Below are 14,873 nucleotides of genomic sequence, written 5' to 3'. Positions count from 1 at the left end.
CATCAAGGGCGGCTCGCCGATTCTTGATATCCCACCTTAGACTGAAAGTATCCCGCATGACCGCTCCCGGCTCGCTATTTTCCCAAATGCTTCTCCTGCTTGCCGGCGCGGTGATCGCCGCCCCGGTGTTCAGAAAGCTGGGGCTCGGCACGGTGCTCGGTTATCTCGCCGCCGGCGTGGTCATCGGACCAATCATGCAGCAGATCATCGAAACGGAAGAAGTGCTGCATTTCGCCGAATTCGGCGTCGTGTTCCTGCTGTTCATCATCGGGCTCGAACTGAAACCTTCGCGTCTCTGGCAGATGCGCGGCGACGTGTTCGGCCTTGGTCCGGCACAGGTGGCAATCTCGGGGCTCGCGCTCACCGGGCTGGCCTATCTCAGCAACATGGCGGACTGGCGCGGCAGCTTGATCGTCGGCTTCGGCCTTGCATTGTCATCGACGGCGTTTGCCCTGCAGATCCTCAACGACGACGGCGAGATGAACAGCCGGCACGGCCAGCGGTCGTTTTCGGTACTGCTGTTTCAGGATCTCGCCATCGTGCCGCTGCTGGCGCTGATCACCATCCTGGCGCCAGGGACCACGGAGACGGAAGCGTCGCCACTTCTGGATTTCGCAATCGCGGTCGGAGCCGTGGGCGCCATGGTGATTGCCGGCCGCTATCTCCTGACACCGATGTTCCAGATCATCGCCCGCACCGGTGCGCGCGAGGTGATGATCGCCGCAGCTCTGCTGGTGGTGCTGGGGTCGGCGGCGGCGATGCAGGCGGTCGGCCTGTCGATGGCCATGGGCGCCTTCTTGTCCGGCGTGATGCTGGCCGAATCCTCCTACCGGCATGAGCTGGAGGCGGATATCGAACCGTTCCGCGGCCTGCTTCTGGCGCTGTTCTTCATGGCTGTCGGCCTGTCGCTGGAAGTGCACGTCATCCTCGACAACATCTTCTTCATCCTGCCGGCGGTGCCGATCTTCATGGCGCTCAAGGCGCTGATCGTCTACGGGCTCTCCCGGCTGTGGGGTTCGCCGCACAACGATGCGGTGCGGATCGCCTTCCTGCTGCCGCAGGGCGGCGAATTCGGCTTCGTGCTGTTCACCACCGCTACCGCCAGCGGCCTGTTCTCGTCGGCCACCGCCTCGCTGCTGATTGCCGGCGTGACGCTGTCGATGGCGCTCACGCCGTTCGGTGCGGCACTTTCCAAGCGTCTTCTCAATGGCGAGAGCCGCGAGGAACTGGAGGAGGATTTCGACGGTGCCGGGGCGGACGTGCTGATGATCGGGTTTTCGCGTTTCGGCCAGATCGCCGCGCAGATCCTGCTGGCCGGCGGCCGCGAGGTGACCGTCATCGACGACTCCGCCGACCGTATCCGCCAGGCCGCCTCCTTCGGTTTCCGCATCTATTTCGGCGACGGAACGCGCCGGGACGTTCTGATCGCATCCGGCATCGAAAAGGCGAAGATCGTTGCGGTCACCACCCAGAAACGCGAGACGACCGACCAGATCGTCGATCTGATCCGTTCGGAATTCCCCGACGTGCGCCTCTATGTGCGCTCTTACGACCGCATCCATTCCCTGTCGCTGCGGGACCGGAACGTCGAATACGAGCTGCGCGAGACATTGGAATCCGGCCTGCTGTTCGGAAGAAAGACGCTGGAAGCGCTCGGCATGGGCGAAATCGACGCCGAAGAGATCGGCGACGATATCCGTCAGCGCGACGAGGAAAGGTTGCAGATCCAGGCCGTCCAGGGGCTCGGCGCCGGCCGCGAAATGCTGTTCAACAGCCCGGTCCGGCCGGAGCCGCTGATCAAGCCGAAGCGGTCGATGGTGGTCGACGACGAACTGAGCCCGGAGCCGGCGACGGCGGAGAATGGTTAGGGCCGGCGGGCGCTTGCTCTTGCGACCATTGCGACGATCGTCTCGGAAAGCTCGTCCTTGGCCTCTGTCGCCGTGATGTCCCCGCTCGCGGCGGCGTTGGACAGCGCTTCGGCTGCACCGAGCATGGCCCAAAGACCGGGCAGCGCTATGTGGCGGGCTTCCGCGAACGGGAGAAGCGCAAGCCGGCATTTTTCCATGAAAATAGCCTCGTAGTCGCGCTTGATCCGTTCAAGCTCGGGGGAGCTCGCCAGGGCGGCGATGACGCCCGGTATCTCCCGGCCCTGCAACAGAACACAATCCACATAGGAGGAGGCGATGACCGCGGCCCGGTCGGCGAGCGTCGGCCCGCTCGACTGCAGGGCCGCGTCCATGATGGCCGTCTGGCGGCTGTCGAAATCCTCGTAAAGTGCCGCCAGGAGAGCGGGCCGGGTGCTGAAATGATCGTAGACGACGGGCTTTGCGACGCCCGCCTGCTGCGCCAGCCGGGGAAGCGTCAGGGCATCGGTGCCTTCTTCCCGGACGATGCGCCACGCAACCTCCATCAGCTGCTGGCGCCTTCCCTGCCGCGAGAGGCGCTGCCGGAGACGTACCGGCTCTTTCATTTCACTGCTTGACATCGCTATATACCAAAAGTAACTTACTAAAAGTATATAGCCATTGCCCGTCAGTTTCAATCTGCCAGCAGGAGTTATCGCCATGCACGCGCTGATCGTCGTTTCGCATCCCGAACCCGGATCGCTCACCCATAACGTCGCCGCCCATCTGGCCGAGGGCGTCACCATGTCCGGCGGTTCTTTCGAGATTGCCGACCTTGCGGCGGAGGGCTTCGATCCGAGATTTACGCAGGCGGATCTCGCCGCTCATCGCAGGGAGGCACCACCATCGGCGGATGTCGTGGCCGAACAGGCGAGGATCGATCGTGCCGATGCGCTGGTGCTCGTCTATCCCGTCTACTGGTGGTCGATGCCGGGGCTCATGAAAGGATGGATCGATCGCGTCTTCGCAAACGGCTGGGCCTATGACGACGGACAAGGCGCCAAAGTGGTGAAGAAACTTCGCCACCTTCCCATCCATCTGGTCGCGATCGGCGGCGCCGACATGCGGACTTATGCGCGGCACGGTTATTTCGGCGCGATGAGAACGCAGATCGATCACGGGATATTCGATTATTGCGGCGCGCCGGTCATGGCATCCGAGCTTCTCTTGGAAGAAGAGCTGGATAGACCCGATTTCCCATCGGAGATCGCCCGCAGGATCGGCCGCAATGTTTTCAGCGCGCCGCGGAAAACCGAGGCCGCATAACCGGCTCAAACGTCAGGCTTCGGCAGCTGCCGCATGAAGCGCGTCGATGGCGCGCTTCAGCTCGTCCTTGACGTGTTCGGATTCGTCGAGGATGTCGCGGGCCTTCAGGAAATCCAGCACCCGGAAACGGTTGACCGACGGCCGAAGGAAGATGTGCGGCGGATTGAGCTTCAGCTTGAGCGCGATGCTTGCCTGCATCGTCAGCTGGCTGGCGCCGAACAGGCTGTCGATGCGACTGGGCGCATGGGTGCCGTCACCTTCCGGCGCACCGACCACATCGACGCCGATCACCACGTCGGCGACGTCCATAAGCTGTTCATAGGGGACGGGATTGAAGACGCCACCATCGATCATCACCCGGCCGTTGACCCGGACCGGCATGAACAGACCCGGAATGGCGGCCGAGGCGGCGATCGCGGTACGCAGTTCGCCCTGTTCGAGGATCACCTCGGCCTGACCGTAATAGTCCGTGGCGGAGATCTTCATCGGGATTTCGAGATCGGCGAAATCCTCCGGCACCTGCGGCGGCAGGAAGGCATCGAGGATCAGTTCGAGATTGAACTGGCCGAAACGGAAACCGCCGAGCTTGTCGCGCATGGTCGCCGGGCCGAGACCCCAGAGCTTGTTCAAAAGGGTGCCGCGGTGGCCGACCGTTTCCAGCGCGTATTGGCGGATTTCGCGGCCGGTCATGCCCGACGCCATGCCGGCGCCGATGATCGCGCCGATCGACGAGCCGGAAATCGCCACCGGCCGTATGCCGAGTTCGTCGAGCGCCTCGATGACCTGGATATGCGAGATGCCCCGCGCCCCGCCGCCGCCGAGAGCGATGGCAAACGTCAGGCCACCCTTGGCTCCAACGGCTTCGAGATCGGGAACTGCAAGCCTCGTATTCATTCCTCTGACCTCAGGTCGGCTGGTAGCGGAAAAAATCCATGCGGGTATCACCGAATGTGCGGCTCTCCAGGAGCTTGAACGCGGCATCGACGGCAGGATTGATGTCGGCCCGCTCCTCCAGAATGGCAAGGGCTCCGGGTGCGAGCCAGCCGCCCACATGGGCCGAAAGCATGGCGCCTTCGCCGAGGCCCTGGCCATAGGGCGGGTCGGCGAACAGGAAATGAAACGGCTCGATATTGTTGGCCGTGCCGAGCTTGGTGGCATCACGGCGCAGGATGCGCGCCCGGCCGTGCAGGCCGAGGCTGTCGATATTCTCCCACAACAGACCCCTGCCCTCGACACCGTTCTCGACGAAGAGCGCACTCTTGCAGCCGCGCGACAGTGCCTCCAGCCCGACGGCGCCGGTACCTGCGAAGAGGTCGATCACCCGGCCGCCGTCCAGCGCCTGCGGATAGACGTGGCCGATGATGTTGAACAGGCTTTCGCGCGTCCGGTCGATGGTCGGCCGGATATCGCTCGTTTTGGGCGTGGCCAGAGACCGGCCGCGAAATTCACCACCGACGATCCGCACTGCGCGTTACCCTCTCGGCGTGCGCGGCTTGCCGCCGGCCGGGCGTCCGCCCGACGCGGGCCGGCCACCAGGCTTGCCCACGGGCTTGCCACCAGCACCCGCCGGTTTTCCGCGACCGCCGGAAGGTTTTCCGCCAAAGCTCTTGCCGCCGCCCGGCTTTGCGCCGAATGGCTTGCCGCCTGGCTTTCCACCACGCGGCCGGTCACCGGCGGGACGATCACCTGCGGGACGATCTCCGCGCGGAGGCCGATCCGAGAACGGCCGGTCGCTGCGCGGACGCTCGGAGCGGCCCTCGCCTGCGGAGAAGGACCGTGCGGGACGCTCTCCATCCTCGCGCGGCTTGCGGTCGCCGAACGAACGTTCGCCTCTGGGCTTGTCACCGAAAGAGCGTTCGCCCCTCGGCTTGTCGCTGAACGAGCGGTCACCACGGGGCGGACGGTCACCGGAAGGACGATCGCCGCGCGGGCGCTCGGAGCGGCCTTCGCCAAAGGAGCGTGCAGGGCGATCACCATCTGCGCGTGGCTTGCGGTCAGAAAACGGGCGGTCGCCTCTCGGCTTGTCGCCGAACGGGCGGTCGCCGCGGGGCGGGCGGTCACCAAAGGCCCGCTCGCCGCGGGGACGTTCCGAGCGGGCGTCGCCCGAGAAGGATTTGGTGCGCGGACGGTCGCCGCCTTCGCGCGGTTTGCGGTCGCCACGGGGTTTGTCGCCGAAGGAACGTTCGCCCCTCGGCTTGTCACCGAAAGAACGCTCGCCACGATCCGGCCGATCGCCAAAGGACTTCTTGCGGCCGAAATCGGCCTTTTCCGGCTTGTCAGGCCCGTCGGCGCGGATCCAGTCGTGGTCTTCTTCAGCGCGATTGACGATGACCGGCCGGTCGTTCTGCGGCGTGGGCTTCTTGAAAAGCTGCTCGGCCTCGGCACGGGCGGAGGATTTGCGCGTCTTGCTTTCGGTGGTCGGGCGGGCACCCGGCGCCATCCAGACATTGGCGGTGCGGCTGGTGCCCATCGGCGGACGCTTCTTCGGACGGTCGTCCTCGTCTTCAGTGCGATTGCCAAACGGCTTGGCACCACGCGGCTTGTCGGCAAACTTGCGGTCGTCGCGCTGGGTGTCGGGGCGGCCGAGCGCCTTTTCGCGCCGGTCCTCCGGCTTGCCGGCGCGCGGACGTTCCGTCCTCTCGGGCCTTGCAGTCCATTCCGAACGTTCGGCGCGGACGGGTTTCTCTTCGTCGTCGCCGGCGGTCTCGGTATAGATCGGCGCGTCGAAATTCGCCTTCGATTCCTCGATCAGGCGGGGCCCAAGCTGGTCGCGCAGCATGCGGCCGCGCACTTCCACCACCTCGCCTTCCGGCAGGTCTCCGAGCTGGAAAGGTCCGTAGGAAATGCGGATCAGGCGGTTGACTTCGAGGCCGAGCGCGCCGAGCACGTTCTTGATCTCGCGGTTCTTGCCTTCGCGAAGGCCCATGGTGATCCAGACATTGCTGCCCTGGCTGCGGTCGAGCGTTGCGTCGATCGAGCCGTAGAGCACGCCTTCGACGGCGATGCCCTCCTTCAGCTTGTCCAACTCCTCCTGCTTGATCTCGCCATGGGCACGCACGCGGTAGCGGCGCAGCCAGCCGGTGGTCGGCAGTTCCAGCACGCGTGACAGGCCGCCATCGTTGGTCAGCAGCAGCAGGCCTTCGGTATTGATGTCGAGGCGGCCGATGGAGAGCACCCGCGGCAGGCCTTCGGGCAGGTTGTCGAAGACGGTCGCGCGGCCTTCCGGATCGGAATTGGTGGTCACCAGGCCGGCAGGCTTGTGGTAAAGCCAGAGGCGGGTGCGCTCGATGCCGCGGATCGGCATGCCATCCACTTCTATTCTGTCGGCGAGCGTCACGTTGACGACCGGCGTATCGAGAACCTTGCCGTTCAGGCTGACGCGACCTTCCATGATCATCCGCTCGATATCGCGGCGCGACGCGACGCCGACACGGGCGAGGATCTTGGAGATGCGCTCGGGCTTGCCCTCGGCCTCCATGGTTTCCGGTGCCGGCGGCAGCTTGCGGACGGGCTTTGCCGCCTTTTCAGCGCCGCTCTTGGCCGCGGAACTCTTCCTGGGGCCGAGGCCTTCCTTGGCGGAGAAACCCGCCTTGCCGCCAGCGCCGGCCTTCGGAGCAGCTCTCGGTTTGGTTTCGCGAACGAAAGTCTTGCCTTCGCCGCGCTTCGGCTTGTCTTTGGAATTCATTTGTTGTTTGCCTGAAGCGTGATGTCTACGGAGCGATCCGGACATTCTTGTTCGTGTTGACTGAGATGGATTCGTGCCCGCAGCCGGGCGTCCAGTTGGATGCTTCCTACCAGTTCGCGCGATCCGGGTTAAGAGGAAATCGCCGAAATGCCTAATACCGATGGGTTCATGAATGCTGCCCTTGCGGAAGCCAAAGACGCGGCCGCCCGCGGCGAGGTTCCGATCGGCGCCGTTCTGGTCATCGACGGCGTCATCGTCGCCCGCTCCGGAAACCGGACCCGCGCCGAAAACGACGTTACCGCCCATGCCGAAATCGCCGTCATCCGGGATGCCGCGGCCGCCCTTGGACAGGAGCGGCTATCAGGTGCCGACCTCTACGTGACGCTCGAACCCTGCACCATGTGCGCGGCGGCGATCTCGTTTGCGCGCATCCGGCGGCTCTATTACGGCGCGGAAGACCCGAAAGGCGGAGCGGTGGACAACGGCGTGCGCTTCTTCGCCCAGCCGACCTGCCATCACGCGCCGGAGGTCTATTCCGGCCTCGGCGAAAGCGAGGCAGCGATCCTGCTCACCGGCTTCTTCAGATCGAAAAGAGAGAGCTAAAGCGGGCTTAGAAGAGCTTCCACCAATCGCTGGACTTCTTGGCGTCCGCCGCTTGCGCCTTGCGGCGCTTTTCCTTCTGGCTTTCGGGCTCGCCGACATCCGACAGTGCTGCTGCGTCCGCCGAGCGGAATTCCGCCGGCGGCTCGGCAAGCGAACGGCGGCGTCCGGTGACGCTGACGGTCTCGGCGTTTTCCTTGGCCTTGCGGAAGGCTTCCCACTTTTCCGTCTCGGTCATCTGGCCGGCCTGGCCATTGCCCGCCAACAGTGGTGAGCGATAGTTGGGATCATTCTCGTGCGCCGCCGCCTCGGCACGCAGACGCTTGCGGGTTTCTTCCGGAGATTCGACCCAATTGGGGTTGCTCTCGCGGTTCGCCAGCGACTGCTGCGGCGCCGGCAGTGCCTGCTCCTGTCCCTTGGCGACAACCAGCGAAGGACGCGGGTTGTATTTCAGGCCGGCTTTCGCTTCGGTATTCTTGCCACCCAGCGAGACGGACTGACCGAGATCGTCGGTCAGCTGTTCCATGGCGGTCTTGTCAGTGCCGTAGGTCGGGCCGCCGATGCAGCCCGAAAGGGTCAATGTCGAGGCGAGGATACCGGCCAAGCCCATGCCGACACGAAACGCATATGTCGCTTTCATCAAAACCCTTCCAGCGGCGCCCGTCCTGACGCCTCAGACACAATCAAACGCCTGATGGCCGGAAAATCCGGCCAATTTCAGGCGGTTTTACCGGATGATTGCCCAAAGCGCAATCATCCGGTGATTTCAAGCCGTCAAAGCCGGCCAAGTGCAGCGAGTTCGCGCAATGCGACAGCGTCGCGCGCCGATACATCCGGATAGGCAGGATCGGAGCCGACATCGGTCGTCACCCGCCACGAGCGTGCGCACTTGGTGCCTTCGGCAAGTTTCGGATCGACCGCGACGCCCTGCACTTCCGGCAGGCGGAAGGCGCTCTCCGGCCCCTCGCCTGCAACAATCGCGATGCCCGACGTGATGCAGGTCTCTTCGAAGTCCTGGCCCTCCAAGGCCTTCATCAGCTCCGGATCGTTGACATAAACGACCGGTGCGGCCTCCAGCGAAGAGCCGATCCGCTTGTCCTTGCGTTCGATTTCGAGTGCGCCTGTGACAACCGAGCGCACCTTGCGGATCCGCGCCCACGTTTCGGCGACCGCTTCGTTCTTCCACTCGGCCGGAACCGTCGGGAATTGCTCGAGATGGATCGAGACGGCGCTCGGGTTGCGCGACAGCCACGATTCTTCGGTGGTGAACGGCAGCATGGGCGCAAGCCAGGTCACCGTGCAGTCGAAGATCTTGCGGATGACGGCGAGAGCCGCACGGCGGCGCAGCGACGACGGGGCGTCGCAATAAAGCGCATCCTTGCGGATGTCGAAGTAGAAGGCCGACAGTTCGATATTGGAAAAGTCGATCAGCGCACGGGCGATCTTCTTGAACTCGAAAGCGTCATAACCTTCGCGCACGAGCTTATCGAGTTCGGCGAGGCGATGCAGCATCAGCTTTTCGAGTTCCGGCAGATCGGCATAGGCGATCTCCTCGCCCTCGTCATGGGCGAGCGTGCCGAGCATCCAGCGGATCGTGTTGCGCAGCTTGCGATACGCGTCGACATTGGTCTGGATGATCGTCTTGCCGAGGCGCTGGTCTTCCCAATAGTCCGTCGTCATCACCCAGAGGCGCAGGATATCGGCGCCGGCATCCTTCATGACGTCCTGCGGGGCCACGACATTGCCGAGCGACTTCGACATCTTCTGGCCCTTCTCATCCATGGTGAAGCCATGGGTGACGACCGTGTCATAAGGTGCGCGGCCGCGGGTGGCGGCGGATTCCAGAAGCGAGGAATGGAACCAGCCGCGATGCTGGTCCGATCCTTCCAGATAGACGTCGGCCGGCCACTTCAGGTCCGGTCGGTCTTCCAGCGTGAACGTGTGCGTCGAGCCCGAGTCGAACCAGACATCGAGGATATCCCTGACCTGGGTCCAGCCTTCGTTGGCGCGGGAGCCGAGGAAGCGCTCGCGAGCACCTTCGGCGAACCAGGCGTCGGCACCTTCGAGATCGAAGGCTTCGAGGATGCGCTGGTTGACGGCTTCGTCCTGGAGGATTTCGCCCTGCTCGTCGACAAAGACGCAGATCGGGACGCCCCAGGCGCGCTGACGCGAAAGTACCCAGTCCGGGCGCTGTTCGATCATGGCGCGCAGGCGGTTCTGGCCGGCTGATGGCACAAAACGGGTGTCGTCGATCGCCTTCAGCGCGCGTGAGCGTAGCGTGGTGCCGTCGGCAAGATCCTTGTCCATGTAGACGAACCACTGCGGCGTATTGCGGAAGATGATCGGCTTCTTCGACCGCCAGGAATGCGGATACTGATGCTTCATCCGGCCGCGGGCGAACAGCGCGTTGCGCTCGATCAGCGCCTTGATGACGCGGTCGTTGGCATCGCCCTTCTTGCCGTTGTCGTCCATGACGCGGGCGCCCTCGAAACCGGGGGCGTCGGCGGTGTAGAAACCGCCGTCGTCGACCGTGAAGGGGATCTTCGACGAGATGCCGCGGGCTTCGAGTTCGCGGGCAACGGATGTCCAGGCGTCAAAGTCCTCGCGGCCGTGGCCGGGGGCGGTATGGACGAAACCGGTGCCGGCATCATCAGTAACGTGATCGCCGGCGAGGAGCGGGACGGCAAAGTCGTAACCGCCGCCGAGGCCCTTGAAGGGATGGGCAGCAACGATGGCGCCAAGCTCATCGGCGGAGATATCGCGCAGGCGCTTGAACTGGAGCTTGGCCTTGGCGAAGCTCTCTTCCGCCAGCTTGTCAGCAAAGATCAGCTTTTCGCCGGGGCGCGGGCCGAAATCGTTGGCGGCTTCGGTCACCTCGTAGAGGCCATAGGAGATCTTTGGCGAATAGGAGATCGCCCGGTTGCCGGGGATGGTCCAGGGCGTGGTGGTCCAGATGACCACGTGGGCGCCTAGCAATTCATCAAACTGCTTTGCAAATTCGATTGCCGTAGCCGCGATATGTCCGGAACCTACTGCTGGATCAACTCCATGCAGTCCCGTGGTACCGTGCCTTCTCACGACCGGAAACTTCACCCAGATCGTGTCGCTCTCGTAATCGTGGTACTCGACCTCAGCTTCGGCCAGCGCGGTGCGCTCGACGACCGACCACATGATCGGCTTCGAGCCGCGATAAAGCTGGCCGCTCTTGGCGATCTTCAGCAGTTCGCCGGCGATGCGGCTCTCGGCGTGGAAATTCATCGTCAGGTACGGGTTTTCGAAATCGCCGACGATGCCGAGGCGCTTGAATTCTTCCCCCTGGACCTTGATCCAGCCGGCGGCGAATTCGCGGCATTCCTGGCGGAATTCGTTGATCGGAACCTCGTCCTTGTTCTTGCCCTTGGCGCGGTAAGCTTCCTCGATCTTCCATTCGATCGGCAGGCCGTGGCAATCCCAGCCCGGAACGTAGTTCGAGTCATATCCGCGCATCTGGAACGAGCGGGTGATGACGTCCTTCAGGATCTTGTTCAGCGCGTGGCCGATATGGATATTGCCGTTGGCATAGGGCGGGCCGTCATGCAGCACGAATTTTGTCCGGCCCGCGGCGGAGGCGCGCAGCTGCTTGTAGAGGTCCATCTGCTGCCAGCGGGCAACCAGTTCCGGTTCCTTCTGCGGCAGGCCGGCGCGCATCGGGAAATCGGTTTCGGGCAGATAGAGGGTTTTCGAATAGTCGAGCTTTTCGGCGGTATCGGTCATGGAAGCAATCGTCCTGGCGCCGCGACGGGGCGCATCTCGATGAAAATTCACTGGCGGAAGGCGCTCATGAAGCGCCAAAAACCCGGACCCTCCGGCCGCTCTTACAGCGCGCGGAAGGCCGGGCCTATAATTCGAATGATCTGGGCCAGCCGGAATTTTTTCATGGTGGCGGTTCTTAAGGGTTTTTGCGCCGGAAAGGAAGGGGCAAAACCAAGATGTCGTCCTAGACTTTCAAACGCGCGGAGACTATATCTGACTATCTGACCAGTTGGAGGTTTTCATGCCGGGCAAGCCCACCGCTCACGACAATAGCTGGAAACTGGAGGATGCCAAGGCACGCTTCAGCGAAGTGGTGAGGCGCGCGCATAGCGAAGGCCCCCAGCGCGTGACCGTGCGGGGCCGCGACAGCGTCGTCGTGATCAGCACAGAGGAGCTGGAGAAGCTGACCAGAGCCGAACCTGAGAAATCCTTCGTGGAATTCATGGAAGGCCTGGGGCTGGACACGCTAGAGCTGGAACGGGAAGCGGATCGCGGTCGGGATATCGAGCTGTGATCGGCTGGCTGCTGGATACCAATGTCGTCGCCGCGCTGATCAATCCGAACGGAGCTCCTTCCGTCAAACGGTGGGCCGCCGGTCAAGATGAAAACCGTTTCCTCATCAGCATCCTGACGTTGGCGGAATATGACAAGGGCATCGAAAACCTGCCGCCTGATGACGAAAACCGCTATCGTTATGCCGCAGCCCGTGATGCGCTCGAAGACAGGTTTGCCGGCCGGACCCTTTCCCTCAGCGACGCGATCGTCAGGCGATGGGGTGCTATATCCGGAAGAGTGAAGCAGGCGACCAGCCATGCGCCGCCGGTGATCGACACGCTGTTTGCCGCGACGGCGATCGAGCACAATCTCTATCTCGCCACCCGCAACGTGAAAGACACCCGCGCGTCGGGTGCTGCAATCTTCGATCCTTGGCAGGACGACCCCGAGCGGTTTCCGCTGAGCCGCCGCTAACGCCTCAAAACGCGATCTTGGCGTCCACTTCGCCAAGCGGCCTCACGCCGGAAAGCAACCCCCGCGCCTCTTCCTCATCCCGCTTGATCTGGGCGACCAGGGCATCCAGCCCGTCGAACTTCAGTTCGTCGCGCAGGTGGCCGAAGAAGGAGACGGAACAGGTTTCGCCGTAAAGGCTGCCGGAGAAATCGAAAAGGTAGGTCTCGAGCAGGGGCGCACCGTTTTCGGTCACCGTCGGGCGGCGGCCGTAGCTGGCGACGCCGTCGAAAAGCGTGCCGTCGGGGCGGCGGAAGCGGACGGCGTAGATGCCGGCCTTGAGTACGGCCTCCGGCGGCAGCTGCATGTTGGCGGTCGGGAAACCGAGCTGGCGGCCAAGCTTTTCACCGCCGATCACTTCCGCCTCAAGCGTGTAGCGATACCCGAGCAGGCCGGCCGCGGCGGAGACATCGCCTTCCGCTAGCAGGTCGCGGATGCGGCTGGACGAGATCACCTCGGCATTCTCGTCACGGAAGGCATCGACCAGCTGCACGTTGAAACCGTGCTTGGCGCCCGATGCCATCAGGAAGGCCGGACCACCTTTCCTGTCCTTGCCGAAATGAAAGTCGAAGCCGGTGACGACGGCGCTGGCTGCCAGCCAATCCACGAGAATGGTCTGGATGAACTCTTCTGCCGAGCGGGTCGCGAACTCGCGGGTGAAGGGATATTCGATCACCGAACGGAAACCCATGGCCTCGAGCAGGCGGGCCTTGAGCGGCGCCGGGGTCAGGCGGAAGACCGGCTCTTCCGGGCGGAAAACGGTGCGCGGATGCGGCTCGAAGGTCAGCACCAGGGCTGGCACGCCGCGCTGTTCGGCAAGTGCCAGCGCGCGCTCCAATACGCTGCGATGGCCGCGATGCACGCCGTCGAAATTGCCGATGGCGATGACGCCGCCCTTCAACTCCTCGGGCAGCGGTTCCTTCTTCTCGTTGCGGTGGAAGACAGTCATGCGCGGATTCCGGTTCAGGCCCAATTCAGGCCCAGGGGGCTATGCGAGGCGCGGCATCCAGTATTTCGGCGCGGCATTTTCCCGCTTCAGCCAGGCGTTGAGGATCGCTTCGTCGGTCTGGCCGTTGACGGTATATTCCGAAACATGGATGCCCGCGCTGATATAAAGCAGGTCGAGGCCGTATGCGAGCGCGCCGCGCACGTCGGTCGGCATGCCGTCGCCGATCGCCAGCACCCGGTTCATCGGGAAATCGCCGCGCACTTCTCGGGCGGCTTCGATGGTCGCCTCGTAGATCGGACGGTGAGGCTTGCCGGCGACGCGGGTCTTGCCGCCGAACTCTTCGTAATAGGCCGCGACCGCGCCGGCGCAGGGGATGATCTTATGGCCGCGCTCGACGACGAGATCCGGGTTGGCGCAGATGAAAGGCACGTCGCGCTTGGCAAACGCCATCAGCATGTCGGTATAGTCTTCCGGTACTTCCTTCTCGTCGTCGAAAAAGCCGGTGCAGACGATGCATTCGGCTTCGTCGGCCGGGACCACCTCGACGCCGAGCCCGTCGAACAGGTTGAGGTCGCGTTCGGGACCGATCAGAAAAACCTTTTTCGGACCGTCGACGATCAGGTGCTGGGTGACGTCGCCCGACGTGACGATCCGGTCATAGGTGCCGTCTGGCACGCCGAGCGCGCGCATCTGCTCGATGACGCCGGGTGCCGTGCGCGGCGAATTGGTGATCAGCACGACGGTGGCGCCGGCTTCGCGGGCTGCGGCGAGCGCCTTGCAGGAATGCTGGAAAGCCTCGACACCGTTGTGAACCACACCCCAGACGTCCGAGAGGACAACGTCGTAGTCGCCGATCACTTCGCTCAGATTGCCGATGCGCTTTGCCATGTAATATTCCCATCTCGCAAGTCCCGGGTCACATGACAAACCCGGTTGAGGATTACAAGAGATAATCGGGAGAAAAACCGCGGCGATATCGCCGACGTCAGCGAGGATAACTCTTCGCACCGGTGCCCGGATCGCCGCCGCGTCGGCGCCATTCTTCCACCAAAGTCCCGTGCAACATGCCGACCTGCCCGAAGGGGTGGCCGAAACGAGAGACCCCGATGTGACCGCAGACGGTCGGCAGTTCCGCGAGACAACAGGCGTTCAGCCAGCATCCGTATCGTTAAGCGTATTTCGTATGAAGTTCCGAGCCGTCTCGAAAATTTTACGGCCGTTCTTGACTCATCCGCCGGGCACCCTTATCTCGACGCGGCTGGCACTCTCCAAACGGGAGTGCTAACAGCACCGAGATACGGGTTTCCACCCGTCCATGTCATTTGATCGAGGGATTAGACAATGGCAAGCACCAATTTCCGCCCCCTTCATGACCGCGTCGTTGTTCGTCGCGTCGAATCCGAAGCCAAGACCAAGGGCGGCATCATCATTCCTGATACCGCCAAGGAAAAGCCGCAGGAAGGCGAAATCGTCGCCGTCGGCACCGGCACCCGCGACGACAAGGGCAACATCACTGCTCTCGACGTCAAGGCTGGCGATCGCGTCCTGTTCGGCAAGTGGTCGGGCACCGAAGTCAAGCTCGATGGCGAAGACCTTCTGATCATGAAGGAATCCGACATCATGGGCATCATCGGCTGATTTCAGGCCGGTTACTCTTCATTCTAAATCGCTG

At 63.3% G+C, this 14,873-nt stretch carries 14 protein-coding genes; 6 read left to right on the top strand and 8 right to left on the bottom strand.

Going from position 1 to position 14,873, the window contains the following annotated elements:
• Window positions 1-56: 56 nt before the first annotated feature.
• Entirely contained in the window at window positions 57-1,868 is a 1,812-nt protein-coding gene (locus ACZ9IU_RS04790) for a monovalent cation:proton antiporter-2 (CPA2) family protein (protein WP_038540313.1), read from the top strand.
• Here the strand turns inward: ACZ9IU_RS04790 and ACZ9IU_RS04785 are convergent.
• Window positions 1,865-2,485: a TetR/AcrR family transcriptional regulator gene (locus tag ACZ9IU_RS04785; RefSeq protein WP_038540309.1), complete on the bottom strand. Its 621-nt coding sequence runs from the start codon at window positions 2,483-2,485 to the stop codon at window positions 1,865-1,867. The two genes, ACZ9IU_RS04790 and ACZ9IU_RS04785, sit on opposite strands and share 4 nt — an antisense overlap.
• Before the next feature lie 79 nt (window positions 2,486-2,564).
• Here ACZ9IU_RS04785 and ACZ9IU_RS04780 point away from each other — a divergent pair, with 79 nt between their 5' ends.
• The gene (locus tag ACZ9IU_RS04780; RefSeq protein ID WP_038540307.1) at window positions 2,565-3,170 is read left to right on the top strand and encodes an NAD(P)H-dependent oxidoreductase; all 606 of its coding nucleotides are present in this window, start codon (window positions 2,565-2,567) and stop codon (window positions 3,168-3,170) included.
• Between the two features lie 12 nt (window positions 3,171-3,182).
• On the opposite strand, the gene ACZ9IU_RS04775 is transcribed toward ACZ9IU_RS04780, so the two are convergent.
• Genes ACZ9IU_RS04775 through ACZ9IU_RS04765 form a run of 3 tightly spaced genes read right to left on the bottom strand, consistent with a single transcriptional unit; the run spans window position 3,183 to window position 6,855 of the window.
• Entirely contained in the window at window positions 3,183-4,064 is an 882-nt protein-coding gene (locus ACZ9IU_RS04775; protein WP_038540304.1) for a patatin-like phospholipase family protein, read from the bottom strand.
• Window positions 4,065-4,074: 10 nt separating this feature from the next.
• Window positions 4,075-4,635, bottom strand: coding sequence for a 16S rRNA (guanine(966)-N(2))-methyltransferase RsmD (gene rsmD / locus ACZ9IU_RS04770; protein ID WP_038540301.1), 561 nt, complete (start codon window positions 4,633-4,635; stop codon window positions 4,075-4,077).
• Between the two features lie 6 nt (window positions 4,636-4,641).
• Window positions 4,642-6,855 (bottom strand): pseudouridine synthase, encoded by a 2,214-nt coding sequence (locus ACZ9IU_RS04765; protein ID WP_038540298.1) that lies wholly within the window; start codon window positions 6,853-6,855, stop codon window positions 4,642-4,644.
• 147 nt (window positions 6,856-7,002) lie between these two features.
• Between ACZ9IU_RS04765 and ACZ9IU_RS04760 the strand changes: the two genes are divergently transcribed.
• Complete coding sequence (locus ACZ9IU_RS04760; RefSeq protein ID WP_038540295.1) at window positions 7,003-7,458, top strand: nucleoside deaminase; 456 nt, start codon at window positions 7,003-7,005, stop codon at window positions 7,456-7,458.
• Window positions 7,459-7,465: 7 nt separating this feature from the next.
• On the opposite strand, the gene ACZ9IU_RS04755 is transcribed toward ACZ9IU_RS04760, so the two are convergent.
• The gene (locus ACZ9IU_RS04755) at window positions 7,466-8,095 is read right to left on the bottom strand and encodes a hypothetical protein (RefSeq protein ID WP_038540292.1); all 630 of its coding nucleotides are present in this window, start codon (window positions 8,093-8,095) and stop codon (window positions 7,466-7,468) included.
• Between the two features lie 134 nt (window positions 8,096-8,229).
• Entirely contained in the window at window positions 8,230-11,208 is a 2,979-nt protein-coding gene (gene ileS, locus ACZ9IU_RS04750) for an isoleucine--tRNA ligase (RefSeq protein WP_038540290.1), read from the bottom strand.
• A 280-nt stretch (window positions 11,209-11,488) separates the two neighbouring features.
• Here ileS and ACZ9IU_RS04745 point away from each other — a divergent pair, with 280 nt between their 5' ends.
• Both ACZ9IU_RS04745 and ACZ9IU_RS04740 read left to right on the top strand, forming a co-directional pair.
• Window positions 11,489-11,761: a type II toxin-antitoxin system Phd/YefM family antitoxin gene (locus ACZ9IU_RS04745; RefSeq protein ID WP_038540287.1), complete on the top strand. Its 273-nt coding sequence runs from the start codon at window positions 11,489-11,491 to the stop codon at window positions 11,759-11,761.
• Window positions 11,758-12,216 (top strand): type II toxin-antitoxin system VapC family toxin, encoded by a 459-nt coding sequence (locus ACZ9IU_RS04740; RefSeq protein ID WP_038540284.1) that lies wholly within the window; start codon window positions 11,758-11,760, stop codon window positions 12,214-12,216. The genes ACZ9IU_RS04745 and ACZ9IU_RS04740 overlap by 4 nt, the downstream gene beginning before the upstream one ends.
• A 4-nt stretch (window positions 12,217-12,220) precedes the next feature.
• Here ACZ9IU_RS04740 and ACZ9IU_RS04735 read toward each other — a convergent pair whose 3' ends face one another.
• Together ACZ9IU_RS04735 and ACZ9IU_RS04730 are read right to left on the bottom strand one after the other, a co-directional pair.
• Window positions 12,221-13,201 (bottom strand): bifunctional riboflavin kinase/FAD synthetase, encoded by a 981-nt coding sequence (locus ACZ9IU_RS04735; RefSeq protein ID WP_038540280.1) that lies wholly within the window; start codon window positions 13,199-13,201, stop codon window positions 12,221-12,223.
• A gap of 39 nt (window positions 13,202-13,240) precedes the next feature.
• Window positions 13,241-14,089 (bottom strand): TIGR01459 family HAD-type hydrolase, encoded by an 849-nt coding sequence (locus tag ACZ9IU_RS04730; protein ID WP_038540277.1) that lies wholly within the window; start codon window positions 14,087-14,089, stop codon window positions 13,241-13,243.
• A 453-nt stretch (window positions 14,090-14,542) separates the two neighbouring features.
• On the opposite strand from ACZ9IU_RS04730, the gene groES reads away from it, so the two are divergent.
• The gene (gene groES / locus ACZ9IU_RS04725; protein WP_007752582.1) at window positions 14,543-14,839 is read left to right on the top strand and encodes a co-chaperone GroES; all 297 of its coding nucleotides are present in this window, start codon (window positions 14,543-14,545) and stop codon (window positions 14,837-14,839) included.
• The last annotated feature ends 34 nt before the right edge of the window (window positions 14,840-14,873 follow it).

This window comes from Mesorhizobium sp. USDA 4132 (assembly GCF_056279545.1).
The sequence above is the reverse complement of the archived record's forward strand: the minus strand, read 5'-3'. Positions and strand labels throughout refer to the sequence as shown.

Coding starts and splice junctions, on each gene's coding strand:
- ACZ9IU_RS04790 (WP_038540313.1), top strand. CDS start 57: ATGACCGCTCCCGGCTCGCTATTTTCCCAAATGCTTCTCCTGCTTGCC.
- ACZ9IU_RS04785 (WP_038540309.1), bottom strand. CDS start 2,485: ATGTCAAGCAGTGAAATGAAAGAGCCGGTACGTCTCCGGCAGCGCCTC.
- ACZ9IU_RS04780 (WP_038540307.1), top strand. CDS start 2,565: ATGCACGCGCTGATCGTCGTTTCGCATCCCGAACCCGGATCGCTCACC.
- ACZ9IU_RS04775 (WP_038540304.1), bottom strand. CDS start 4,064: ATGAATACGAGGCTTGCAGTTCCCGATCTCGAAGCCGTTGGAGCCAAG.
- ACZ9IU_RS04765 (WP_038540298.1), bottom strand. CDS start 6,855: ATGAATTCCAAAGACAAGCCGAAGCGCGGCGAAGGCAAGACTTTCGTT.
- ACZ9IU_RS04760 (WP_038540295.1), top strand. CDS start 7,003: ATGCCTAATACCGATGGGTTCATGAATGCTGCCCTTGCGGAAGCCAAA.
- ACZ9IU_RS04755 (WP_038540292.1), bottom strand. CDS start 8,095: ATGAAAGCGACATATGCGTTTCGTGTCGGCATGGGCTTGGCCGGTATC.
- ileS (WP_038540290.1), bottom strand. CDS start 11,208: ATGACCGATACCGCCGAAAAGCTCGACTATTCGAAAACCCTCTATCTG.
- ACZ9IU_RS04745 (WP_038540287.1), top strand. CDS start 11,489: ATGCCGGGCAAGCCCACCGCTCACGACAATAGCTGGAAACTGGAGGAT.
- ACZ9IU_RS04735 (WP_038540280.1), bottom strand. CDS start 13,201: ATGACTGTCTTCCACCGCAACGAGAAGAAGGAACCGCTGCCCGAGGAG.
- ACZ9IU_RS04730 (WP_038540277.1), bottom strand. CDS start 14,089: ATGGCAAAGCGCATCGGCAATCTGAGCGAAGTGATCGGCGACTACGAC.
- groES (WP_007752582.1), top strand. CDS start 14,543: ATGGCAAGCACCAATTTCCGCCCCCTTCATGACCGCGTCGTTGTTCGT.